Origin of the sequence: Streptomyces sp. NPDC055966, from assembly GCF_042269865.1 — a bacterium.
Lineage (GTDB): Bacteria > Actinomycetota > Actinomycetes > Streptomycetales > Streptomycetaceae > Streptomyces.
This window is the reverse complement of sequence record NZ_JBHJYK010000019.1, coordinates 44,100-67,383: the sequence shown is the minus strand read 5'-3', so window position 1 is coordinate 67,383 and position 23,284 is coordinate 44,100. Positions and strand designations below refer to the sequence as shown.

Annotated in this window: 23 protein-coding genes and 4 pseudogenes; 17 read left to right on the top strand and 10 right to left on the bottom strand. The window is 70.6% G+C overall.

Annotated elements, in window-relative coordinates:
* Positions 1-62 precede the first annotated feature (62 nt).
* On the bottom strand, positions 63-482 hold the full coding sequence (locus ACFC8N_RS33865; protein ID WP_356038383.1) for a hypothetical protein: 420 nt from the start codon (positions 480-482) through the stop codon (positions 63-65).
* 595 nt (positions 483-1,077) lie between these two features.
* On the opposite strand from ACFC8N_RS33865, the gene ACFC8N_RS33860 reads away from it, so the two are divergent.
* From ACFC8N_RS33860 to ACFC8N_RS33850, 3 genes and pseudogenes are all read left to right on the top strand, one after another.
* The gene (locus tag ACFC8N_RS33860) at positions 1,078-1,521 is read left to right on the top strand and encodes a hypothetical protein (RefSeq protein ID WP_376292470.1); all 444 of its coding nucleotides are present in this window, start codon (positions 1,078-1,080) and stop codon (positions 1,519-1,521) included.
* 272 nt (positions 1,522-1,793) lie between these two features.
* The gene (locus ACFC8N_RS33855) at positions 1,794-2,657 is read left to right on the top strand and encodes a TIGR03620 family F420-dependent LLM class oxidoreductase (protein ID WP_376292467.1); all 864 of its coding nucleotides are present in this window, start codon (positions 1,794-1,796) and stop codon (positions 2,655-2,657) included.
* Positions 2,658-3,150: 493 nt separating this feature from the next.
* A pseudogene (locus ACFC8N_RS33850) lies at positions 3,151-3,662 on the top strand (M4 family metallopeptidase); the annotation flags it as partial.
* A 186-nt stretch (positions 3,663-3,848) separates the two neighbouring features.
* Here ACFC8N_RS33850 and ACFC8N_RS33845 read toward each other — a convergent pair.
* Both ACFC8N_RS33845 and ACFC8N_RS33840 read right to left on the bottom strand, forming a co-directional pair.
* On the bottom strand, positions 3,849-5,504 hold the full coding sequence (locus ACFC8N_RS33845) for a multicopper oxidase family protein (protein WP_376292465.1): 1,656 nt from the start codon (positions 5,502-5,504) through the stop codon (positions 3,849-3,851).
* A gap of 75 nt (positions 5,505-5,579) precedes the next feature.
* Positions 5,580-5,987, bottom strand: coding sequence for a DUF6153 family protein (locus ACFC8N_RS33840; protein WP_356038369.1), 408 nt, complete (start codon positions 5,985-5,987; stop codon positions 5,580-5,582).
* A 532-nt stretch (positions 5,988-6,519) separates the two neighbouring features.
* On the opposite strand from ACFC8N_RS33840, the pseudogene ACFC8N_RS33835 reads away from it, so the two are divergent.
* Positions 6,520-6,978, top strand: a pseudogene (locus ACFC8N_RS33835) (cation transporter); the annotation flags it as partial.
* Between the two features lie 306 nt (positions 6,979-7,284).
* On the opposite strand, the gene ACFC8N_RS33830 reads toward ACFC8N_RS33835, so the two are convergent.
* Together ACFC8N_RS33830 and ACFC8N_RS33825 are read right to left on the bottom strand one after the other, a co-directional pair.
* The gene (locus ACFC8N_RS33830; protein WP_376292462.1) at positions 7,285-7,683 is read right to left on the bottom strand and encodes a nuclear transport factor 2 family protein; all 399 of its coding nucleotides are present in this window, start codon (positions 7,681-7,683) and stop codon (positions 7,285-7,287) included.
* A gap of 552 nt (positions 7,684-8,235) precedes the next feature.
* A complete protein-coding gene (locus ACFC8N_RS33825; protein ID WP_356038363.1) occupies positions 8,236-8,592 on the bottom strand; it encodes a helix-turn-helix domain-containing protein in 357 nt (118 codons plus the stop codon).
* Between the two features lie 127 nt (positions 8,593-8,719).
* On the opposite strand from ACFC8N_RS33825, the gene ACFC8N_RS33820 reads away from it, so the two are divergent.
* Entirely contained in the window at positions 8,720-9,463 is a 744-nt protein-coding gene (locus ACFC8N_RS33820) for an ANTAR domain-containing protein (RefSeq protein WP_356038360.1), read from the top strand.
* Between the two features lie 87 nt (positions 9,464-9,550).
* Here ACFC8N_RS33820 and ACFC8N_RS33815 read toward each other — a convergent pair whose 3' ends face one another.
* From ACFC8N_RS33815 to ACFC8N_RS33800, 4 genes are all read right to left on the bottom strand, one after another.
* The gene (locus tag ACFC8N_RS33815) at positions 9,551-10,324 is read right to left on the bottom strand and encodes a GAF and ANTAR domain-containing protein (RefSeq protein ID WP_356038357.1); all 774 of its coding nucleotides are present in this window, start codon (positions 10,322-10,324) and stop codon (positions 9,551-9,553) included.
* A 71-nt stretch (positions 10,325-10,395) separates the two neighbouring features.
* Positions 10,396-10,722: a plasmid stabilization protein gene (locus ACFC8N_RS33810; protein ID WP_356038354.1), complete on the bottom strand. Its 327-nt coding sequence runs from the start codon at positions 10,720-10,722 to the stop codon at positions 10,396-10,398.
* 446 nt (positions 10,723-11,168) lie between these two features.
* Positions 11,169-11,951, bottom strand: coding sequence for an Fpg/Nei family DNA glycosylase (locus ACFC8N_RS33805; protein WP_376292457.1), 783 nt, complete (start codon positions 11,949-11,951; stop codon positions 11,169-11,171).
* Between the two features lie 2 nt (positions 11,952-11,953).
* On the bottom strand, positions 11,954-12,706 hold the full coding sequence (locus ACFC8N_RS33800) for a UdgX family uracil-DNA binding protein (protein ID WP_362817128.1): 753 nt from the start codon (positions 12,704-12,706) through the stop codon (positions 11,954-11,956).
* Between the two features lie 130 nt (positions 12,707-12,836).
* On the opposite strand from ACFC8N_RS33800, the gene ACFC8N_RS33795 reads away from it, so the two are divergent.
* The 12 genes and pseudogenes from ACFC8N_RS33795 to ACFC8N_RS33740 all read left to right on the top strand — a co-directional run bounded on the left by ACFC8N_RS33795 (position 12,837) and on the right by ACFC8N_RS33740 (position 21,506).
* A complete protein-coding gene (locus ACFC8N_RS33795; RefSeq protein ID WP_376292454.1) occupies positions 12,837-13,019 on the top strand; it encodes a hypothetical protein in 183 nt (60 codons plus the stop codon).
* Positions 13,020-13,719: 700 nt separating this feature from the next.
* A pseudogene (locus ACFC8N_RS33790) lies at positions 13,720-14,257 on the top strand (thiamine pyrophosphate-dependent enzyme); the annotation flags it as partial.
* A gap of 185 nt (positions 14,258-14,442) precedes the next feature.
* Positions 14,443-15,000, top strand: coding sequence for a hypothetical protein (locus ACFC8N_RS33785; RefSeq protein ID WP_376292451.1), 558 nt, complete (start codon positions 14,443-14,445; stop codon positions 14,998-15,000).
* Between the two features lie 617 nt (positions 15,001-15,617).
* Positions 15,618-16,103, top strand: coding sequence for a hypothetical protein (locus ACFC8N_RS33780; RefSeq protein ID WP_376292449.1), 486 nt, complete (start codon positions 15,618-15,620; stop codon positions 16,101-16,103).
* Positions 16,100-16,393 carry an MrpF/PhaF family protein gene (locus tag ACFC8N_RS33775; protein WP_356040458.1) on the top strand — a complete coding sequence of 98 codons (294 nt, stop codon included), beginning with the start codon at positions 16,100-16,102 and terminating at the stop codon, positions 16,391-16,393. Before ACFC8N_RS33780 ends, ACFC8N_RS33775 begins: the two co-directional genes overlap by 4 nt.
* 1 nt (position 16,394) lies before the next feature.
* Positions 16,395-16,703, top strand: a complete 309-nt coding sequence (locus ACFC8N_RS33770) for a cation:proton antiporter (RefSeq protein WP_376292446.1) — start codon at positions 16,395-16,397, stop codon at positions 16,701-16,703.
* A complete protein-coding gene (locus ACFC8N_RS33765) occupies positions 16,700-17,005 on the top strand; it encodes a Na(+)/H(+) antiporter subunit B (RefSeq protein ID WP_376292444.1) in 306 nt (101 codons plus the stop codon). The genes ACFC8N_RS33770 and ACFC8N_RS33765 overlap by 4 nt, the downstream gene beginning before the upstream one ends.
* A complete protein-coding gene (locus tag ACFC8N_RS33760; RefSeq protein WP_376292441.1) occupies positions 16,995-17,750 on the top strand; it encodes an MnhB domain-containing protein in 756 nt (251 codons plus the stop codon). The genes ACFC8N_RS33765 and ACFC8N_RS33760 overlap by 11 nt, the downstream gene beginning before the upstream one ends.
* Positions 17,747-18,091 carry a sodium:proton antiporter gene (locus tag ACFC8N_RS33755; RefSeq protein WP_362817114.1) on the top strand — a complete coding sequence of 115 codons (345 nt, stop codon included), beginning with the start codon at positions 17,747-17,749 and terminating at the stop codon, positions 18,089-18,091. Before ACFC8N_RS33760 ends, ACFC8N_RS33755 begins: the two co-directional genes overlap by 4 nt.
* Positions 18,092-18,102: 11 nt before the next feature.
* Positions 18,103-19,953 carry a complex I subunit 5 family protein gene (locus tag ACFC8N_RS33750; RefSeq protein WP_376292439.1) on the top strand — a complete coding sequence of 617 codons (1,851 nt, stop codon included), beginning with the start codon at positions 18,103-18,105 and terminating at the stop codon, positions 19,951-19,953.
* 204 nt (positions 19,954-20,157) lie between these two features.
* Positions 20,158-21,090, top strand: a pseudogene (gene ligD, locus ACFC8N_RS33745) (non-homologous end-joining DNA ligase).
* Positions 21,091-21,284: 194 nt separating this feature from the next.
* A complete protein-coding gene (locus ACFC8N_RS33740; protein ID WP_356038341.1) occupies positions 21,285-21,506 on the top strand; it encodes a DUF5133 domain-containing protein in 222 nt (73 codons plus the stop codon).
* A gap of 595 nt (positions 21,507-22,101) precedes the next feature.
* Here the strand turns inward: ACFC8N_RS33740 and ACFC8N_RS33735 are convergent.
* Positions 22,102-22,896: a SigB/SigF/SigG family RNA polymerase sigma factor gene (locus ACFC8N_RS33735; protein ID WP_376292436.1), complete on the bottom strand. Its 795-nt coding sequence runs from the start codon at positions 22,894-22,896 to the stop codon at positions 22,102-22,104.
* Positions 22,897-23,284 lie beyond the last annotated feature (388 nt).

The following is a 23,284-nucleotide window of genomic DNA, read 5'->3' as shown; positions in this document are numbered from 1 at the left end:
GTGGGCACGCGGGCACGCCTCGGGCCGGCGCGTGAGCCGGGGTCGGAGCGTGCGGGCGGTGCCTATTGCCGCCAGATGCAGTGGAGCGCGAGGGTGTACCGGCCGTCGGGGCAGCCCTTGCCGCCTGGCGGATCGCCTGGAGCGGTGGCGCCTGTGCCGAAGGGGCCTGTTGCGCCGACCGGGATCAGGGCGAGCCCGCCAGCGCCGGGTTCGAGGACGATGTCGTCGGCGGAGACGGAGCGCGGCCGGTCCGCGGCGTGATCAATGTGCCCGCCGGCCTTGTGGTCGTGCTCCGGGGTCGGGGCGTCTGATGCGCCGTGGTGCGCGCCCACAGCCTCGACGGCGTCCAGGTGCGGCCCCTCGAAGGAAGCACCGTGCACCGTGCCCGAGAGGTGGACGACGATGATCACGACGAGACCGAGCAGCAGACCGACATGGCCCGAACGCCCGCCGGCCCTCACCCTGATCCACAGCCCGATCACATGCATAGCGTAATGGACCAGGCACCCTGGGTCATATTCGGGCAGCCGCGTAGCGGCCGGGCGGGGCGCCGGAACCTACACCCCACACGACTGAGGAACATGAAGCCCCTGGCGCGCCGTGGGAGCCGCCGGGAACCTCCGGCGCCCGCGGTCTGAAGACTGTCCCTGCGGCGTGGCGTGCCGCTGCACTGTTCACCGGCGACGTACCGGCACACCCAAGGCCCCTTCGGCACCTCCAGGAGTTCCCGAGCCATGAGCGTGTCACGCCCCTGCTCCGTCCCATCACGGTGACCGCTGCCGCAGCGGTGACGCCGCTTCTGCCGGCCGCCTGCGGCGGGGATGATCCCCGATCCCCGGTCCCCCACCATCGCCAGGCCATCGCCATGGCCGACCTGGCCGAGGGGCACGCCTCCGCGATGCCCGGCATGATGAGCAATCACGACAGGACGAGCTCAAAGGTCGCGCGGTCGGCGGACGCCCCTCCGGCAGGCCCTGGCCGACGACACCGGCTCCGCGGGCGACATTCGACATTGCGGCCTGGACCGACGTCGTCGCCATCCTCCGGGCCGCAGTGCTCAAGGGCCGCCGTCGCGGGATGTCCAGCGGCACGCTCGAATCCCGGCCGAAGGCGCCCTTCCACGACGGCGCCGTGAAGCTGCCGGGCCTACCGCCTGCGATCCGTTCGGCATCGAACGCGTTGCCCTGCGTCGCGGTGACGGTGTGCGCGGCGGAGTCTTCGTTGCCGACAGTGACTTTCTGGCCTGCCTGCACGGTCGGCCTGGCGATGGGCGCGGCCACTCAGGGCGTGACTGTCCTGCTGCGGACCGCGCGCGCCGAGTACGTGCTGCGCCGCCGCGGGTGGGGGGACGCACGCTGCACCGTTCGCCTTCACGTACGGGCCGCGTCCTGTCTGTCCGTCGTCCGCGACCTGGCCGCCGACCGCGCGGCCGTGGTCGCGTCGGCTGACACGATCGTGCCGGACTTCCCGCTACCGAATGAGAGCTTCAGCCTCTCCTTCGCCGGCAGCGATCTCTCATGACGCGAGACTCCTGGACCGTGTCCGACGGGTCATGCGCGAGGCTCGTCCGACCGGCGCGCACCCTTCAGTCCGGCCGGAGCGAAGACCCCTGGCGATGGCTGTCCGGAACCAGGCGGATGTGAGCCCCACGGCCGGGGAGTCCGCTTCCTCACTGGCCGCGTTTTTGCGTGGCTCATTTGAACGAGTCCGAGCGCGCCTCCCCCGTTGGCGCTCTGGCGGTGGAGGTGGCCGCCCGGATAAGAAGGGCGGCACCCGATATCAGGAGGAAGCCTATGGAACTGGGGACGTTCGGGATCTGGAGCTTGGCGTTCACCCACGGCGACCGCGGCGAGGCCTCCGACGCCGCGGCGGAGGCCGAGGAACTCGGGTACGGGGCCCTGTGGCTCGGCGGTGAGCCCGGCGGCAATCCGCGGGGTGACCTGCTCCGCGCGGCCGGGGTGCTGAACGCGACGCGTCACGTCACCGTGGCCACCGCCTGTGTTTCCATCTGGGCCCAGCCCGCGCGTCGTCTGGCCTGTGCCTACCACGCACTTCCAGCAGGTGATCGAGACCGGTTGGTGGTCGGTCTGGGCGTCAGCCACGGCGAAATAGTCGACACATACCGGCGGCCCTACACCGCGATGGCCGACTACCTGGACGGACTCGATTCGACAGCCATGGCGCTGCCGGCCACCGCACGGCTGGTCGGGGCACACGGGCCCCGGATGACCCGACTGGCGGCCCGTCGGTCCCTCGGCGTCCACCCGTACCTGGTCGACACCGAGCACGTGGTCCGGACCAGGGAACTGCTGGGGCAGGGGCCACTGCTCGCCTTGGAGCAGACCGTCATCCCGCACGACGACCCGGCAGCGGCACGCGCCCGCGCGCGGGACGCGCTCGCCCCGTACATGCCCTTGGCCAACTATCGGTCCGCGTGGCTGCGGTCCGGGTTCACAGAGGAGGACCTGGCCGACGGAGGAAGCGACCGCCTCGTCGACGCCCTCTTTCTCTGGGGAAGGCCGGAGGACATCGCGGCCGGCCTCGCAGAACGACGCAAGGCCGGCGCCGACCACATCGCCGTGCAGATCGCCACCGACTCGCGGGGCACGTTCGCGCGTAGCGCCTGGCGTGAACTGGCTGCTGTGCTCCTCGCATAGGCACCGCCTGGCGAGACAGGAACGGAGCCAGAGTCGTTCGGCAGCAACGGTCACGTCGGCGGCAGCCGACGGCTGGTCAGCGAAGTGCCGTTCCGTGGGGCGGGCAGGGGAATCCGTCCCACCCTCCACCTGCGTGGCACAGGTGCCGACTTGAGGCGAGGAGACGCACACGAAGTGGTGCGGGGCCGAGACGTGCGAGAGCGCAGCCACACCCCAACTCGCCGGATGGGGGACGGCGGTCAAGCCCAGTTGATTTGTCGAGTCAACGCCCCCCTGGGAGCTTGTGTGACTCCCCGTTACGTGCGCCACCAGCGCACCACTCCGGCCATCGCCACCGCGGTCGCAGCAGGAGCCCTCCTCGCCACCAGCCTGACCATCACTGCCTCGGCACAGACCCCGGCAAGGAGAAGCTGATCGTCAAGGACGTCGTCAAGGACACCGAGGCACCGTCCACACCCGCTACGGGCGCACCTACGCCGGCCTCCAGTTCCTCCACCGCCAGTCCGCCGACGACGCGGCCTACGGCGCACCGGAGACCTGGAACTTCTACATGAACACCTTCGGCCGCAGCGGCATCAAGAACGACGGCGTCGACTCCTACTCTCGCGTCCCCTACGACAACTACTACGCGAACGCGTTCTGGAACGACAGTTGCTTCTGCATGACCTACGGCGGCGGCACCCCGCTGCGCTACATGGACAAGCCCAGCAAGGACGGCGACTCCGCCGACTCCTGGTCCTCCGACGCCGCCAACCTGGGCGTGCACTACTCGTCCGGTGTGGCGAACCATTTCTTCTACCTGCCGTCCGAGGGCAGCGGCAGCAAGACGATCAACGGGATCAGCTACGACTCGCCGACGTAGCGCTGACCGAGTACTTCACCTCGACCACCGCCTCTTCGGACGCCCGCTCGGACACCCTCTCGGCAGCAGCCGACCTCTACGACTCCGGCAGCACGGAGTACAACGCGGTGGCCGCGACCTGGTCGGCGGTCAACGTCAGCTGATCCCCGGGTGATCGAGAGGGCGGCACCCGCGGGTGCCTTCGACGCGGTGCCGCCCTCGATGCGACCTCGGACCGGGCGGCCCATGCCGACGGCGCGACGCCGGGCTGATCGGGGTCGGGGCCGACCCGTCCGGGGCGGGCTCAAGGCCGCCGCACGAGCCCGCCCCGGAACCCGCCGCACAGAACGTCAGGCGCGATAGGCCACGTTCGCCATCATCCCGGCCTCGCCGTGGTATGCGTTGTGGCAGTGCAGCATCCACTGGCCCGGGTTGTCGGCGTCGAGGAAGACCGACACCGTCTTCTTGGGCAGCACGATCGCGGTGTCCTTGCGCGGCCCGGAGTCACCGATCTGGTAGGTGTGGCCGTGCAGGTGCATCGGGTGCCACATGTCCGTGGTGTTGACGAAGTCGAGCCGCACGCGCTGACCCTCCTCGATGACGATGGGGTGCGCCTCGGGACGGTTCATGTCGAACGGCGTGCCGTTGATGGCCCAGTTGTACTTCATCATGGTGCCGGTCAGCTTGATCTGGTGCGTGATGTCGGTCTTCGCCGACTTCAGCCGCACGCCGTCGGCAGCCCGCAACTGGGAGGCCGTCATGATCATGCCGTCGAGTTCCTTCGGGCGGACGGTCGCCTTCGGGATGCTCCCCGAGCCCGTGCGCACCAGTGCGAGGCCGTTCGCGTTCTTGCCCTCGGCCAGGGCGACGAGCGGGAAGACGCCGTCGCCGAGGGTGACCAGCACGTCGTAGCGCTCGCCCATGCCGACCAGGAGGGCGTCCACCTCCTGGTGCTCGACGCGGAAGCCGTCGGTGTGCGTGATGGTCAGCTTGTGCCCGCCGAGAGCCACCCGGTAGGCGGTGTCCGAGCCCGCGTTGATGATCCGCAGCCGGACCCTCTTGCCGGGCTTGCCCGTGTAGACGTCCGGGTCGGCCGCCACCCGGCCGTTGACCAGGTGGTGCGGGTACTTCACGTCACCCGCGTCGCCGCCGAGCAGCTTGCTGGTGGCGCCCATGAGCATGAACCTCTGCGACATGCCACCGGAGGAGGCCGAAGCCGACGGGGAGGCGGAATCACCCATGCTCATCCCGCCCATGTCCCCCATGTTCCCCATGCTGTCGCTCGAACTGCTGGGGCTCGGGCTGCTGCCCATGTCCATTCCGCTCATGTCCATGCCGCCCATGTCACCCATGCCCCGCTTGAGGTCGGCGAAGACCTCGTCGGGGGTCCCGGTGACGCCGTCGACCCAGTCGTCGAGGAGTACGACCCACTCGTCGTCGTAGGCGAGGGGCTCCTTGGGGTCCTCGACGATCAGCGGGGCGTACAGGCCGCGGTCGAGCTGGACACCCACGTGCGGGTGGAAGAAGTACGTGCCGGGGGCGTCGGTGATGAACCTGTAGGTGAAGGTGGAGCCCGCCCGGACGGCCGTCTGGGTGGCCGGGGGCACGCCGTCCATGTCGTTGCGCAGGGCGATGCCGTGCCAGTGGATGGAGGTGGTGGTCTTGTTCGGGAGTTGGTTGGACAGCTCTGCCACCAGGGTGTCGCCGACCGAGAGCCGGACCTCCTTGCCCGGGGTGCGGCCGTCGAAGGCCCAGGTCCTGGGCATGACGCCGCCGCCCAGGTCGATCATGGCGGGAGCCGCAGTCAGGGTGAGCTTCCGCTGCCGTCCGGTGCCCCTGCGCTGCTTCTCGGCGGCGGCGACGGCCGAGGCGGTCGGGCTCACCAGGGCGTTGCCACCTGCGGAGCCGGAGCTGCCGCTGGCGCTGCCGCTGCATGCGGCCAGCGCGCCGACGCCGGCGACTCCCAGTCCGGCGAGCAGAACGGAGCGGCGGTTGATGCTGTTCATGGGTTGTCGTCCTCTGTGTCGTAACTGCCGATGTGGTCGCGGAGGGACGGCACATCGCGCGCCGTCCGGCGCGGCCTAGATGCGCAGTTGCGAGAGGACGGACAGATCGGGTGGGGCCCGGCCGACCGCAGCGGCCGGTGCGCGCCCTTCGCCGGCGGGGCCTGATGGCGTGATCACGTCGGTCGTGCTCCGGCCGGGCAGCACGAGGTGTACCGAGCCGATGCCCGCTGCACCGCAGTGCTGCATCCCGGGCATGGCGCAGCCGTTGTCGTCGGCGTTGTGCGGGGAGGTGCCCGAGGCGGACGGTGCCGCATCGTCAGACATGGCGTGTGCGGCATGCACGGAGCCGGGCATGGACGGCGAGGCGCTCATCACAGACGTGTCGTGGTGCACCAGCACGGCCAGCGCGACGCACAGGGTGAGCAACACCCCGTACGCCCAGCGGACGGCACCGCTGCCGCCGCGTACCGCCCGTACCACCATGAACTCCACCTGTGCCGTGCGGATCGATCACCAGGTCCGAATATTACCCCCAGGGGGTACGCACCGCTCGTCGACCTGCAGACGTGTGCAACGCCTCACACCATCACCGGACCCGCCGCCCACACCGCTTCGGCGTTCTGGGCAGCCAAAACACAGGTGCACACCTTCGAGGAGGGTGACCTGCGCCGCCGCCCCTGGCGTGTCACGCGGCACCTGCCCTGCTGCCACCCGTCGAGCCAGGTCGCGCGCATCCACACCCGGGAGGAAGAAGCGCAGCGCCCCTGGACGAGGAGGCTGTCCGTGCCGCCGTCGACGAGGCCGGATACGAGTCCGTCGGCCGCGTCTGGCACTCCCCCTGGGGCCACCAGAGCCCCGATACCCGAATCCCTCCCGCGCCGGTACGTGCCGCTCCGCCGATACAGACGCCGCACGCTCCGGCATCCTCCACGAGATACGCCTATGACCAGCATGGCTCCCGGGAAGACCAGTCCCCAGTACGACACCTGCCCCCGCCTCCGAGGTCGAGCTCTCGATCGGCGGCAGGACCTGCGCCTCCTGCGCGGCCCGCATCGAGAAGAAGCTCCACCGCATGGACGGCGTCACCGCGACCGTCCACTTCGCCACCGAGAAGGCCAAGGTCGCTTACGGAGAAGGCGTCGACGTCGCCGATCTGATCGCCACGGTGGAGAAGACCGGCTCCACTGCGGAGGAGCCGCCCGCACCCGTCGCGGCCGACGAGGGCACGGGCGAGGTCGCTCCCCCGGTCGACGGCGAACTGCTGTCACTGCGGCAGCGGCTGTTCGTGTCGCTGGTGCTCACCGTGCCCGTGGTCCTGATGGCGATGGTGCCGGGTCTGCAGTTCGACAACTGGCAGTGGCTGTCGCTGAGCCTGGCCGCACCGGTCGTGGTCTGGGGCGCCCTCCCCTTCCACCGGACCACCTGGGCGAACGCCCGGCACGGCGCCGCGACCATGGACACGCTGGTGTCCGTAGACGGCACCGGACCTGCCATCGCCGAAAACCGGATCAGCGCCCTGCGCGCGGCTGCCAGGCCACTGACACCTTCCTGCGGGACGTCCCCGTCCTCGCGGCGCCGCTGGCCGACCTGCTCCACCACAGCCCTTCCGCACCCGCGTGGCTCCCTATCCACGACCCCGACCATGGCCATGCCGACGCAAGCAGTGCCGCAGTGCCCCGCCCAGGCGGGTTTTTCTCCCTCGCGTACGCGAGCGGGCATCTCAGCGCATACGCCCAACTCGCCTGCTTTTCCTGCTACGAATGAGTCCGAAGCCAGGGCTTCAGTGGCGGTCACTGAGGCTGGCAACCACGGCGGCCAGTCGGTTCATGGCGTGGGCCACGCCGAGCCCGTCCATGTAGTCGCGGACGTGCACGATCTGGCCATCGCGGACTCGGATCGCGAGGAGGCCGGGGAGGCTGAAGGGCTGGCCAATTGTGGTCACGGTCCCGGTGACGACTCGCTCGACGGTGATCACCTCGGGGTCAGTGCTGTCATGCACGACGACATCGCGGAGCTCTTGCGGTTGCGCCGGGCTTGCGCTCCAGGCCGCTCGGTAGCCCGCGCGGACCTCTTCGCGTCCCTCGTGACGCGGCGGCATGCCGGGAAAGAAAAACGGGAATTCGTGGACGGCGTCGACCGCATACAGATCAGCCAGGTCATCCGCGGACTTGTCCAGCATCGCCCGCTGGTAGCGCGCCAAGATCTCACGAGGACCGGGACTGGCGGAGGTTGTGTCCGGCATGGCGGTCTGGCTCCGTTCGGTCAATGCGCGGCTGAGCTCTTACGAGCGATGGGCCGGTAGTTCGGGTGTGTGGACGCGGCGAGGGTCCCCAAGATCCGTTTGCGGCGCCCGACTTGAAGACCCTCCTGACCGCACTCCACGTGAAGATCGACGACGAGAGCGGAGGAACGCGATGGCTGGAAAGACCGCCCCAGGCCGTGCTCGGCCACCATTCCGTGGCCCGACGGCTGCGCTTCGCCCGCAAGCGGCTGAGCGACCCGTTCCCCCGCCCGCCCCATCGATCGGGGTACAACAAGCGTCTACGGGCGGGCTCTTCCGCTGGTCAAGCACATGATCCGGGGCGGCCACGGCAACGACTCCTGGATCCCGCTCGATCCGGCACCCATGTCGATGTGTCGATGTGTCAACGCAGGAGTCGGTGCTATCGCAGTAGCGGATTCAAGGATCACGCCGTTGTCGAATGGATCACGAGCAACGGGGGCGGGCCGCTCACGACCCGTGCCGGACGTTGATGTTGTCGTCGCTGCCTTGGCGGTCGGCCTCGTCCCTGAGCAGTATCGACAGCAGGGATGCCACCGTCAGGCCGGCCTCGGCCGGATGGCGCAGGACCTTGCCCGGGTCGATGCTGTACTGATTGGTCCGGCCGTTGCGGGTGTGGGAGAGGTACCCGGCCTGCTCCAGGTCCGCGATGATCTTCTGCACGGCGCGTTCCGTGAGCCGGCAACGCGCGGCGATGTCGCGGACGCGCGCGTTGCGGTTGTCGGCGATGCTGGCCAGCACGCGCGCATGGTTGGTCAGGAACGTCCACCCGTTGTGCGGCTCGGGCACTCCGTGGACTTCCGTCATGGTCACCATGCTACGACCGCTTGTTCGCGCTATCCAAAACACGAACTTTGATTCGTGCAGGGCTTGACGGGTCACGGGGGCCGAGTGAGCCTGAAGAGAGACATCCGGCAAACCGGAGGAGGCGAGCATGCCGCTACCGGCCTGGGACACGACAGCTGCCGACGATGATGCCGGCCGCAGGCCGCCGACGATCAGAAGCCTGCTGGCGCACGCGGGGCCGAGCGACATCCGTGTGACCGTCACCGTCACCGGAGAGTTCTGCCTCGACAACAGCCAGAGCCTCCGCCGCGCCCTGGACGATGCCCTCGCACGTTCCGAAGAGGGCGTGGACCTGGACCTCGAAGAACTGGACCTCGCGGACTGCTCCGCACTCAACGTGCTCCTGGCCGTACGCCGCGACGCGATCGCGGCGGGCAAGACGGTCACCGTGACCGCTGCCAGTCCCGCCGTTCAACGTCTGCTCTCCTACACCGACACCCACGGCCTCTTCTCCCCCGCCCGGAACCCCGGGGCGCCCTGCGAGGACACCGACGAAGGTCTCCTGCAGACCGAGGTCATCCAGCTCCGGCGCGCCATGCGCACCCGCCCCGAGATCGACCTGGCCCGCGGCATCCTCATGGCATCCTTCGGCCTGGACCCCGACGCGGCATGGGACGTACTGGTCGCGGCATCCCAGAACACCAACATCAAGCTGCACCGCCTGGCCAGGGACGTCGTCACCACCGTGCAGGGAGCACCCCTGCCGGACCAGGTCCAACGGCAACTCACGGCAGCCGTGGCACGGACACGTACCACCGACAGCCCGTCACGGCACCGCACCCGCAGGGGCCGGGCTCGACGCCCCGTGTCCCAAGGATCCGGACCTTCGTGAGCACGATGCACGTCAGACGCTCCACCCGGTGTCACGGACACGGCGCGGCGGTCTCCGACGCACCCTCGCCCGGCGACGTTCAGGCCTTCACTCCGGCCGGAAGCCGGACCTCCGGGCGACCACGTCGCGAGCCACCTCCGTGACCGTACGCCCCTGGGCGAAGGCGCGCGCCCGCATCCGGTCGAGAGCCTCCTCGGGATCCGCACCGAGTTGCACCATCACGATGCCCATGGCCTGATACACCTCGCTGTGCTCGGCCTGCGAAGCCCTCATCCATGGCGCTCCCTCGTCTCCCGGCACCTGTTCGGAGCCGGGGTGGGGAAGCAGCTTCATGAGGGCGAGCGTGATCGCGTCCCGCGCCCACAGCGCGATGGCCAGTTCGCTCGCCGACAGTCCTCCGGGCTGGTCACGGTACATGTCGAGGGTCCCGATCGCCGCCTCGTCCGTGCCCAGCGGCAGGGAGAACACCGCGCGGACCCCCAGCCCGACGGCCTCGTGGGCGAAGACGGGCCACCGCCCGCTGCCCGGCTCTTCGGCGAGGTCCACGGCCAGCACCGGGCCGACCGCACCGAGCGCAGTCTGACATGGCCCCTCACCCAGGGTGTACTGCGCCTCCGCCAGCCGGGCCGCCACACGGTCGCTGGCACACCACATGGCTCGTGCCGTGGGGCCACCGGAGATCGACACCGAGGCACCGCTGACCGGCAGCAGACGGACACAGGCCCGGCACAGAACCTCCGGGACCTGCTGGGTGTCGACGCCTTTGGCCGCGCTGGCGAGCACCTCGATGCCACGCAGCCATTCCTCCAGACCCGAAGGATCGCCGCCGCCCGAGGGGCTCGCGACGGAACCGGACGGCATGCTCCCACCTCCCCGTCACGGAGCCCGGTCGGACGGACCTGGGCATCTCGCCGTTCCTCGTACATCAGTCGTCAACGGCCGAGGGCGTTCTCCAACTGCCTCTTGGTCATCGAGGAGCGACCGTGGATGTGGCGCTTCCTCGCCTCCTCGTAGAGCTGGTCCTTCGTGGGACCTTCCGCACCGCTGTGCGAGCGCTGCCCGCCGCGCTGGGACGCCGATTTCGGGTCACGGGTCGAGACCTTGCTCGCGGTCTTCGACTCGCCCGACCTCGCCCGCTCCTTGTTGACCGTACGCGCGGCGATCTCCTTGGCCCGCCGCGTCGACTCACCACGGTCCTCGGCGCTCTTCTTGATGTGCTCGTACTGCCGTTCCCTCTTGGCACTCGATCCGGATGGCATGACGCCTCTCCTCCGCCTTCCGTGACGGCCTCTTCACTTCGTGCCGGAGTCCGCACTGGAGGACGAGTTCCCCGGCGCGGCCGTCCCATCCACGGAGGACGGGGGAACACGCCGAGCGCCCGGCCCCGTCCGTCGGTACACCGTGCCCTTCCGTCGGCCTACGGCCGTATGGGTGCTGCGGGAGTACGCGGTCCTCGCCGACGGCGAACGCGGCGCCGTAGTGGATCCTGATCGGAGATGGCGGATACTTCGGCGTCGAACCCGGCCGACCGGTGGCGTGTGTGGGGCGGGTACTACGAGGACGGCACCCCTGATCCGGGTGAGCCGCCGGGTGACGGCCGAAAAGGGAGAGAGACGCGTGCGGCTCGGCCTCGACCCACGGCACACCGGGGTCCATCCGGACCGTCCCGTGCCCGAGGAGCCCTCCGGCTGGTGCGACGGCCCGATCAGTGCTGGCAGTGTGCGCACCAGACGCTGCGTCGGCCGGCGACACGGTGTGAGCGCAGCCGTCGTCCGCAGCGGGGGCACTCCGGCTCGCCGTCGTCGCGGTGGCCGGTGAGCCAGGTTCGACGCCGTGGTACGCGGCCGGCCCGTGTGGCGGTGGCGAGTACGCCGCGCATCGCCGTGAACACACGGCGCGCCTCGGCGGAGTCGAGCGCTCGTGCAGGGCGCCGGGGTGCCACGCGGGCGCGCCACAGGATCTCGTCGCTGAGCAGGTTGCCGAGCCCCGCGATGAGGGACTGGTCCATGAGCACGCCTTTGACGGCGCCCCGCCGCGCGGCGAGCAGGTCCAGGAAGTCGGCGCGGGTCATCTCAAGGGCATCGGGGCCGAGGAGTTCCAGCATCCGCCGCAGCGCCCGCTGGTTCGGGGCGAGCCGAATGCCCTGGAGCTTGCGCTGGTCGCGGTAGCGGACCTGCCGGTCGTCGTCCAGGGCCAGGACGACCCGGTCATGGGCGGCAGGCGGATCGTCGGCACGGGCGCACACCAGTTCACCGGTCATGCCGAAGTGCCAGACGAGGGCCGGGCCGTCCCCGACCGGGACGATCAGCAACTTCCCGTGCCGCCACGGCCGGCCGAGCCGCCGCCCCTCCGCCTCCCGCCGCAGGCGTCGCACACCGACCCCGCGCAGTACACCTGTGTCGCGCACGTCGACACACCGGACGCACCGGCCAATGCCACAGCCGTCCAGCACGTGGCGGAAACCCTCGACGTCGGGCAACTCCGGCATGGCTAACTCCTGGTACGGCCCTGGGCTCGCCGGTCGGGTTCGTCGCCGTCGGCCATGAGGCGGGCCACGATGCGCAGATCGTCGACGAGGCCGTCGTAGATCCGCGTGCGGTCGACGTCGTCGGCGCGCAGCACGGCGGACGGATGGATCGTCGCCACCAGCCCGCTGATCCCCTGCTCGGCGTCGCCCGTACCATCGCCTTCGCCGTCGCTCCCGGCGAGGCCGGGCCAGGGCAGCAGGGCGCCGCGTTGCTCGGTCACCCGGAATCCCGAGCCGAGCAGGGCTTTGCCCGCCGTGCCGCCGAGCGCGACGACCACCTCCGGTGCCACGACTCTCAGCTCGGCCCTGAGCCAGGGCCGGCAGGCGGTCATCTCGCGGAGTGTCGGGGCCTTGTGGATCCTGCGTTTGCGGCCCTCGGAGCGCGTGAACTTGAAGTGTTTGACCGCGTTGGTGACGTACACCCGCTCCGGATCGATGCCCGCGTCCGCGAGGGCACGTCTCAGCACCTTGCCCGCGGGGCCGACGAACGGTCGGCCCTGACGGTCCTCCTGGTCCCCGGGCTGCTCGCCGATGAGCAGGACCCGTGCCGTCGTGTCGCCCTCGCCGAACACGGTCTGGGTCGCGTCCTGGTACAGCGGACAGCCCCGGCACTGCGCGGCCGCCTTCCGCAGCCCGGGCAGCCCCGCGCGCCGTCCCGGGAGGTAGGGCGTCGCGTCATGATCGCGGCCGGGTGCCCCGGCAGTCGTTCCGGCCATGGCCTGTCGCCCCTTCTCCTCCTGGTCCTGAGCCGTGCGCCCTGCGCGAGCCGTTACGGATTCCGAGTACCCGGGTACTCGCGGCATGGACACGGACCCGTCGCGTGTAACAGATGGAGAGGACGTTGCCATGAATGCCAACCGCAACCGCAGGGGCGGCACCCAGCCCGACGACAAGACGCGAGAGCGGTCCGCGGAGGAACGGAGCATCGTGACCCCGACCCCACGGGACGTACGGGCCAAGGCCGAGGGCGACAAGGCGAAAGACGACAAGAGGTCCGACCCTCCGGCGACCGGCACCCGGTCCCTGTGACAGCTCCAGCAGCTGGGGTCGGTGCAGGGCGGCGGCGACGGATTCGACCAGGTCGGGGGCGCAACGCACGGTGGCTTCGCTGTCGTGGACGCTCCGGGCACACGAGCCGCCGCAGACCGCCGGTCTCGGTCCGGTGCTCGGTCGCGGCCAGGGCCTGGCGTGCGTGTCCGGTCGTGGCGTTGTCGTGCGGATCGTGTCCCGTGCGCACGTCCAGCTGGTCGGCTCCGCCTGGCCCCACAGGCGGAGCAGTTGCACGTCAGTGCCGGTGAGGTACCGCAAACGGGCGGCAAGCGCGGCAGCCTGGCGGGCCTGGGCCCCGGCCGGCGCGTGGCTGAGCGCGCCCGCGGGCGGCGGGTAGGCGCCAAGGAGCCGTCGAGCGCAGGCGGACATCACGGGGATCCGATCGGTGGAAACAACGACCGGTCTCCTGGAAGCGTGCTCGCCCCCCGGTCGGTCGGGTGCGCGAGCCGATGCGCGGGGGCGGCGCTGCCCCGTCCGTGACCGACCAGCGTGGGCGGCATCTTTACGTCTACGCAGTCTGTCGGCGTCGTCCTGCACCGAGCTCCCGCCCGGCAGGACCGGCTTCGCGGGCCCAACGATCCCGAGGAAGCCCCCTGCCGGCGGCAGGAGCCGCTCGCCAGAGCCCCCTCCGGCCGGGCCTACCTCCGGCGACACAGGCGACAGGGCATGACATGGACAGACGCCCTTCGACGCACCGAGGGGCCAGACACGGGCCGTGCGGATCGACATCGACCCGCACATGGTGGGGCCGCGGTACCCGTTCGAGGTCAACGTCGTCGGCGACGCCGCCCACGCGCTGGGCGGACTGCTCCCTGACGACGTCATCCTGTCCTCCGACTCCGGCTCCGCTCCGCCGCCAACTGGTGCGCCCGGCACCTGAAGCTGCGCGGCGCGATGCGTGGCTCGCTCTCGGGGCGCTGGCCACCATGGGGCCGGGCGTGCCGTACGCCATCGGTGCGAAGTTCGCGCACGGCGACCGGCCGACGATCGCCCTGGTCGGTGACGGGGCGATGCACATGAACGGCATGGCGGAGCTGATCACCATCGCCAAGTACTGGCGGGACTGGGCGGATCCGCGACTGATCGTCGCTGTCTTCAACAACCGGGACCTCAACCAGATGACCTTAGAGATGCGCGCGATGGAGGGCGTCCCGCAGTTCCTGCCCTCCCAGTCGATCCCCGACGTCGGGTACGCCGACATCGCCCGCTCGCTCGGCCGATGTCACCCGATGCGGCGGCGCGTACGCATGGGCGTTCGAGCGGCTCCTCTTCGACGGCACCGTGGATGCCGACGACGGCGCTCTCGGCGTCGGCAGACCTCTTTCTCGAAGAGGCGTAATTCCCGCAGATCGGGAACACGGCAGGTAGCAGATAGCGAGGATTTCGGAAGGAGGTCGGCTCGATGTCCACCGGCACACTTCTGGCAATCGTCATTCCCGTCGCGGTCGTCGTCGTGCTGATCGCTGTAGGCCTGGCTCTCTTCACACGGCACCGGGCCCTGCGTGAGCGCTATGGTCCCGAGTACGAACGGACGGTCGACGAGGCCGACAGCAGACTTGCTGCCGAGCGCGAGCTCAGCGCACGTGAGAAGCGACACGACAGACTCGACATCAAGCCCCTGCCCGACCGTCTCCGCGAGCGATACTCACGGGACTGGGACCACGTGCAGCACGAGTTCGTGGACCGGCCCGAGGACGCCGTGCACGACGCGGACCAACTGGTGACCTCCGTCATGCAGGAACGCGGCTACCCCACCGAAGACTACGAGCAGCAGCTCAAGGATCTTTCCGTGGAGCACAGCCGCACCCTTGAGCACTACAGGGCCGCCCACGAGATCGACATGCTCAGCGAGGGCCACAAGGCCACCACCGAACAGCTGCGCAGCGCCATGGTCCACTACCGGGCGCTGTTCGACGAACTTCTCTCCGACGGCGGCCAGGCCCGCCACGCCCCGGCCTGACCGCGGTCTGTCCACGGAGGACCTCGCCCCGCCAGGTGGTGCGGGCGCAGAGCGCCACTACCGCTCGTGCTTCAACCGCCTGCGCATGATCGGATACCTCCTGTACCTCCTCGGCTCTGTCGGTCACGCCATCGGCGGCCGGCGCCATCACTGGTGGACCACAGGCGGTTCCCGGGTGATGGCCTGCCGGGCGGCGCGGCGGGTGGCGGGGCCGAGGCAGGCGATGGCGTCGGAGGCGATCGCCAGGTCAGCCGCCCCTTCCAGCCGGAACCCTGCCCCGGCGCCACCGCACGCCCACCGACAGCTGGAGACTCTGCCACCGGGTCAGGCCACTGCCCGTCGCCCCGCACAAGGACTTCGGCCACGCCTACCTCCACGCCGCAGCTCGTATCCCGCTCGACGATCCCGTCAGCGGCGGATCGCTGTCACGCGAGAACGGTGGTCGGCGTCACCTGCGCACGGTTCGAACTGCGCAGGTGTGATCGCGCACGGTGGTGCTCCATCACGGTGATGCTCGGCCTGACGGATCGCGCTCACCGGCGTGCGTGGGGCATGGGAATCGCCGTGCGCGGTACACGTTGCTGGTCCGCGACGGCACAACCGCGTGAGGAGGGGCGATGCGGCAGACGTGGCCGGCCACCGGCGAGGTACTGGTGTGGTGGGCGGTGCTGGTCGCCGTCGACCTCATGTTCATCACCCCCGTCACGGCCCTCGAACTCCTCGTGGCCGCGGGGGGAGCGGCCATCGCGGCGGTCGCGGCACGCGCCGTGCGCACGGCGTCGGGGGCCGGGCTCGGCGGAGCCCGGAGGTGGGCATCGGCTGCTCTGATGTGGCCCGGTGCGGTTCTCGGCGACCTGGGGCGGCTGTGCGGGGTCACCGCGCGTGCCGTGCGCGGCCGTTCGCCGGAGGGAAGCCTGAAGACGCTGTCGCTACGGTCCGGCACGGGCGCCGCGTGGGCGTGCGCCGTGCTGTCGGCCACACCTGGCGCGTACGTCGTCGACGTCCAAGGGCAGGAGATGCAAGGCGGGCAACGCGCCGTCGCTCACTTCCTCACCGAAGACCGTACGCGGCTGGAAGACGTACTCACCGAGGGGCGGCGGTGAACGCCTGGCTGCTCGCGACGGCGGTCCTGCTGACTCTGGGAATGCCGCCGTGCGTGTGGGCCGCCGGCCGGGGTTCGGCGGTCGAGCGGCTCGCGGGGCTCAATCTCGCGACCACCGTCGTCACCTCCGTCCTATTGCTGACGGCCCAGGGATTCGGCCGCAGTTCCTTCACCGACCTCGGTCTCGTCCTGGCCGTGCTCGGGCCCGCCGGAACGCTGGTCTTCGCCCGGTTCCTCGGCGGCCGGTCGATCGAGGCCCCCGACACGCGTCAGACCCACGGGAAGACATGAGATGTCGGCTCGTCATGTATGCGCGCTCGTCCTGCTCGTCGCCGGAACGGGCGTGCTCCTCCTCTCCACCGTTGGCCTGGTGGCGCTACCCCGGCCGTATCAGCGGCTGCATGCCCTCACCCCCGCCTCCACCGTCGGCGGACCGCTCGTCGTACTCGCCCTGGCCGTCGAGACCGGGCCCGGGCGCGCCGCCGTGAAGCTGCTCCTCATCGCGGTGATCGTGGTGCTCGGCGGGGCGGTCACCGCGATGGCGATCGGCAGGGCGACGGCCCAGCACGACCATCTGCTGCGAAGGGACTCCCCGGAGTGAGCACCGCCACCGCCCAGGAATATCTGATCGCCGTCGCGCTGCTGCTGGTGGCGGCGAGCGCCACCGCCGCGGCGCTCGCCCGCGACCCGTTGCGGCAGGCCGTCCTGCTGGCTGTCCTCGGCCTGTGTCTCACCGTCCTGTTCACCCTGCTCCAGGCGCCCGACGTGGCCCTCTCCCAGCTGGGCGTCGGTACGGCGGTCACCCCGCTGCTGATCCTGCTGACGGTCCGCAAGGTGCGCCGCGACACGGCAGCCCGCCACGAGCAGGGCGGCCGTGGGCCCGAGGGCGGCGATGAGTCGTAGCGCACGTGTCCGGCTGTTCTGGGCCGCGGCCGTCGTGTTCGCCGTCGTGTACACGCTCGCCTGCACCGGACTGCCGCACTTCGGGACGGCGGTGCACCCCTACGCCACCCGCGCGGTGGCCGCGTCCCTGCGGCAGCGCACCGCCAACGTGGTCTCGTCGGTCAATTTCGACCAGCGTGCCCTGGACACCCTCGGGGAGGAGTCGATCCTGTTCGCCTCGGTGCTCGGGACCATCGTGCTCCTGCGCCACGCACGCGACGAGCGGATCGGCCGGCCACGCGCGGGCCGGGTCCTGCCCAGTACCCGGCTGCTGGGCCTGGTGATGGTGCCGCTCACGCTGCTGACCGGCGTGTACATCGTGGCGCATGGCCAGTTGTCGCCGGGCGGCGGCTTCCAGGGCGGTGTCATTCTCGCCACCGGGCTGCACATGGCATATGTGGCCGCGGACTACCGCGTGCTGAAACGGATCCGTCCGCTGGCCGTGCTCGACCTGGCCGACGCGTTCGGCGCGGGTGTCTTCGCGGCGCTGGGTCTGGCCGGGCTGGTGGCGGGCGGCGCCTACCTCCAGAACGTGCTGCCGCTCGGCACCTTCGGACAGCTCTCCTCGGGCGGCCTGGTGCCGCTGCTGAACGCGGCGGTCGGCGTCGAGGTCGGTTCGGGCATCATCGTCCTGCTAGCCAACTTCCTCGACCAGGCCGTCGAGGTGAAGTCGGCGGACAACTCAGGTCCGGGGAGCGGCACATGACGGTCCTGCCCTTCCTCACAGCCGGCTGGATCTTCCTGGCCGGCGTGTACGGCATGGTCACCAGTCGCGACATCATCCACGCGGTCGGCTGTCTCGCCGTGGCGCAGTCGTCGACGTACGTGCTGCTGCTCACCGTCGGATACCGGCGCGGCGGCATCGCGCCGTACTTCACCGACACTCCCCTGCGCACCCGCACCGTCGATCCGGTCGTGCAGGCGCTCGCGCTGACCGACGTCGTCGTGGGCGCCACGGTCACCGCGCTGCTGCTGGCGCTCGCCATGCAGATCCGCAAGCGGCACGGCACGGTCGACCCGGACGCCCTGACAGGGCTGAAGGGCTGACGGGGCCGGGCATGCCGCGAACCGCCGATCTGCTGCCGCTCGCCGTCGCCGTACCGCTGCTGGGTGCCGTCGCCCTCGCGGTCGTGGGACGACGGCTGCCGCGTCCGGCCATCGACGCGCTGGTCTCGGCCTGGGCGGTGCTGGAGGCCGGCTGTCTCACCTGGCTGTGGCTGCGCACCGGTGACGGGCGCAGCGTCTCGTGGCTGGGCGGCTGGTCCCCGGTGCACGGCGAGAGCGTCGGCATCGTGCTCGTCGGCGACCGGATCGGTGTCGGTCTCGCCCTGCTGACCGCCGTGCTCGTCCTCGCGGTCGTCGTCTACTCCTGGCGCTACTTCGACGAGCCGCCCGTGGCGCACGCGGGCACCTTCCCGGCTCTCCTGCTGCTGTTCGAGGCGGGGATGGTCGGGTTCGCGCTGACCGGCGATCTGTTCGACGCGTTCGTCTTCTTCGAGCTGATGGGGGCGGTCGCCTACGCGCTCACGGGCTATCGCATCGAGGATCCACGGCCGGTGCAGGGCGCCCTGGTCTTCGGTGTCGTCAACTCCCTCGGCGCCTACTGCTCGTTGCTCGGCATCGGCCTCGTGTACGCCCGCACCGGTGAGCTGGGGTTCGCGCAGATCGGCGTGCAGCTGGCCCGGCACCGTGCCGACGTCCTGCTGTCCGTGGCCTTCGTGCTGATCGTCACCGGACTGCTGGTCAAGGCTGCGGTGGTGCCCCTGCACTTCTGGCTCCCGGACGCCCACTCCGTCGCGCCTACCCCGGTGTGCATGCTGTTCTCGGGCGTCATGGTGGAACTAGGGGTCTACGGCGTCGCACGCGTCTACTGGGTCGTGTTCTCCGGGCCGCACGGCATCGCGCAGCCGCATCTGCGCGCCGTCTTCGTGGCAGCCGGGGTGTTGACGGCGCTGGTGGGCGCGGTGATGTGCTGGCAGCAGCGGCATCTCAAGCGTCTGCTCGCCTTCTCCACCGTCGGGCACGTCGGCCTCTTCCTCGCCGGTACGGCGCTGCTCACCCCCGCCGCAACGGCCGGGGTGGCCCTGTACGTCGCCGCCCACGCCGGAGTGAAGGCGGCCCTGTTCGCCACGACCGGTGTCCTGCTCGACCGGCACGGCTCCGTCGACGAGCACGGGCTGTACCGGCGCGGCCGCGATCTCCCGCTCGTCGGCGCGCTGTTCGCCCTGGGCGGTCTCGGGCTGGCGGGCCTGCCGCCGTTCGGCACGGCTCTCGGCAAGGCCGTCGCCGAACACGCCGGGGAGGATCAGTTCCCCTGGTTTCCCGCGGTGTTCGTATTCGTGTCGGCTCTCACGGGCGGGGCCGTGATGCGGGCCGGTGCCCGGATCTTCGGCGGTGCCGGGCCTCCGCCCCGTGAACGGTACGCCGGTCCGCAGACGACCGGCGACGGTGAGGAACCGGAGATCCGCGATCCGCAGCGCCGCGTCCCCGTCCCGATGCTCGCCGTGCCGGCCGTACTGCTCGCCGCCTCGCTCGCCGTCGGGCTGCTACCGGGATGCGGCGTCGCCCTCGCCCGCGCGGCGCGTCAGTTCACCGACCGCACCGCGTACGCCGCCGCCGTCCTCGGCCACACCGTCGCACCGTCCTCGCCGGTCCCGGACGCCGGGTGGAGCGCCGAGGGCGTGCTTCTCGCGCTCGCCTCGACGGCCCTGGCCGTACTCTTCGCCGCGGCCGCAGTCTGGGGTCCCACGCTCCGGTCACCGCTCGTGCGGCGCGCCGCGGCCGTCTGCGAAGGGGTGGGACAGCGCGTCGTCGTACCGCTGCGACGGCTGCACTCGGGGCACCTCGGTGACTACGTGGCCTGGCTGGCCGTCGGGGTGGCGGTGCTGCTGGTCGCCATGACCTTGTAGTGCACCGGCTGCACCACCGGCCCGTGACCGGAGGCGACGCTTCGCCTGCATGGGATCCCGTGCGGCGGGCACTCGGACGGCCGGGAGTTCCTACGGCGGAAAGGGGTGGCTCCCGATGCCCGTCTCCGCCCCGGTGACGAACCTGTCCACCGCCGTGCCGGCCGTGGTGCGGGTACGGCGCAGGGGCGAATCGAGGTGGAACGCATGAGCACCCGGACGAGGACCCAGGACGAGATACGGGTCGGCGGCCGCGTGGTGCCGCTGTCGAACCCGGACAAGGAACTGTTCCCGGACGACGGGATCACGAAGGCCGAGCTGATCGACTACTACCGGACCGTGGCGCGCCCGATGCTCACCCATCTCAGGGGCCGGCCGCTGGTGATGGAACGCCATCCGGACGGCTACGGGCGAAAGTCCTTCTACCACAAGGACGTTCCCGACTACTTCCCCGACTGGATCCGCACGGTGCGGGTGCCGAAAGAGGGCGGCAGTCTCACCATGGCCGTCTGTGACGACACCGCCACCCTCGTCTACCTCGCCAACCAGGCGTGCATCACCCCGCATCCCTGGCTGAGCCCGGCGGACTGCCTGGACTGCCCCGACCGGCTGGTCTTCGACCTCGACCCACCCGACGGTGCGAGCGACGGCTTCGAGAACGTCCGGTGAGGCGCGCGCCGGCTGGGCGACCTGCTCACCGAGCTGGGGCTGCGGCCCGCGCTGATGACGACGGGATCACGCGGCCTGCACCTCCTGGTACCGCTCGACCGGCACACGGACTTCGACACGGCCAGGCACTTCGCCCGGCGCGTCGCCGACCTGCTCGCGGCACGGCACAGCGACCGGCTGACGACGGAGGCACGCAAGAACAAGCGCCGGGGCCGCCTCTACCTGGACACCCAACGCAACGCCTACGCCCAGACCTCGGTCGCCCCCTACGCGGTACGCGCCCGTCCCCACGCCCCGGTCGCCACCCCGCTGGAGTGGACGGAACTCGACGACCCGGAGCTGGGCCCGCGGCGCTGGACCCTGCGCACCCTTCCCGGGCGCCTGGAGAAGCACGGGAACCCGTGGCGGGACCTGAGCCGCTGTCGTCGCTCCCTCGACAGGGCGCGACACCGCCTCGACGACCTCGCATGACGTGTGGGAGGCCGTGCGGGACAAGGCCGAGTCGCCCGTTCGCGTGAGGACGCGCACCATGGAACGCATCCGGAAGACCTGCACGATCGCCGAGGCGCACGGCACCGGCACTGCCGGACCGGAGGGCACGCCGCGCCGCTCCGGTCGCCTCGGCGGAACCAGGTCCGAACGGCCTGGTCCGGCGAAGGGACACCATGATGCTGACGCCCCACGTCAGAACCGTCGCCGCTGCGCTGCGCTCCTACCGGGACGCGCAGGCCGCCCTGCTCAGCGGGCCGTCGAGCCCGCTGCGCCGCCGCCAGCTCGACGACGCCGCATACACACTGTGCGTGCTCACGGGGCAACACGATGTCGCCGACGCCGCGATGCGGGCCGAACGTCTCATGGCCGCGTCATCGGCCTTCCAGCACGGCTGAGCGCACCGGGTCTACAGGCGAGAGCGTCGACGTCCCGAACACCTGCCGACCGCACCGCACCGGGCGATACGCGAGCGGGACGGAGCACGGATCACCCGGCAACGGTCGGGTTCCGTACCGGCACAGCCCGCGGGTCGTGGTGATCACCGGCGCCAGCGGAGGCGCGGTCAGGACCTCAGCCCATGCCTTCGCCGCACGAGGGGACCGCGTCGCGCTCGTGGCGCGCCGCCTGCAACCGGTTCCCCCGATATACCAGCCCGAACTCGCCGCGCGTGCCGTGGTGCACGCGGCGAACCACCCGCGCCGCCGAGAGTACTGGGGCGGCGGAAGTACTGCGTGCGGCACGCTGGCCGCCAACGCCGTGGTACCCAGCCGCTGGATGGCGCGGGCGGGAGGGGCTTCGGCACCCACGGGCGCTTCGAGGACCAGTCCGCATCGCACGCTGTGCAATCCTTGGGCCTCACGCCATCACGCCGCGGTCTCCGTCAGCGCACTCGCGACGGCCACGGTCACCCGGTCGGCCTGGCACGGCCCCGGCGCCGGGGCACGTGGCTCCTTGATTCCCGATGAGGCGTCTCGATCGAATCGACAAGCCCTACGCGGCGTCCTCCAGGACGGCGTCGCGCAGGTCATGGCAGCAGCGGCTGATCAGGCGCGAGACGTGCATCTGGTAGATCCCCAACTGCTCGGCGATGCTGCTCTGGGTCATGTCCTTGAAGAACCTCATGTAGAGGATGGCGCGTTCGCGCTCGGGCAGGGCCTCCAGGCGGGGCTTGACGGCCTCGCGGTCCACGACGGTGTCCAGCGCCGGATCGCATGCGCCCAGCGTGTCGCCGAGACAGTAACCGTCCTGCCCCTGAGAGACGTCGGCGTCGAGGGACAGCGCGCTGAAGCTCCCGAGGGCGTCCAGTCCGGCCCTGACGTCCTCCTTGCTCAGGTGCGCCTGCGCGGCGATCTCGCCGACGCTCGGCAAGCCGTCCGCCACTCCACGGGACAGGTCCCGGCAGGCGGTGCGGACCCGGTTGCGCAGGTCCTGGACCCGTCGCGGCACATGCAGCGACCACATGTGGTCGCGGAAGTGCCGCTTGATCTCTCCCGTGATCGTCGGGACGGCATAGCTCTCGAAGGCGTGGCCCCGCCCGGGGTCGAACCGGTCCACGGCCTTGACCAGTCCGAGCGCGGCGACCTGGCACAAGTCCTCGTAGCTCTCCCCACGGCCGCGGAACCGGCCGGCGATTCTTTCGGCCATCGGCAGCCACGCCTCGACCAGCTCCTCACGGAGTGTGTCGTGTCTGCGGCCAGAAGGCAGATCGGCGAGCAGGAGAAACGCCTGCTCGGTATCCGGGGCGTCGTCGTGCACACGATGCGGCGCAGTCGTACGACTTGGCATGACGTCTCGCCACTCTCCTACGGAACGAACGACCGTTCACCGTGGAATGGCGATCGCGCTTCGGACGACTCCATCCGGGCGACGAAGAACGTCGCGACCCACGGATGTGCCTCCTGTCCGAAACACCATGTTCGTCCCGCTCCCGCGAACCGGGACGCTAAACCCCCGCGTCCGACAGCGCATGAGACGGCCCACCGCCGTTCTCCGTGTAAGGCGCCGCGTACCAGGTACCCGGTACCGGACACCCGCCACCGACCCGATCCGCATCGCGGACGGGCTCCGCAGGAGATGAGACGGACATGACCGAGAATGCGCGAGCGTCATCGTCCGCGGCGACAGAGAAGCTGCTCCATCCCGTCGACACCGTCACGACGACAGTGAGCCGTCT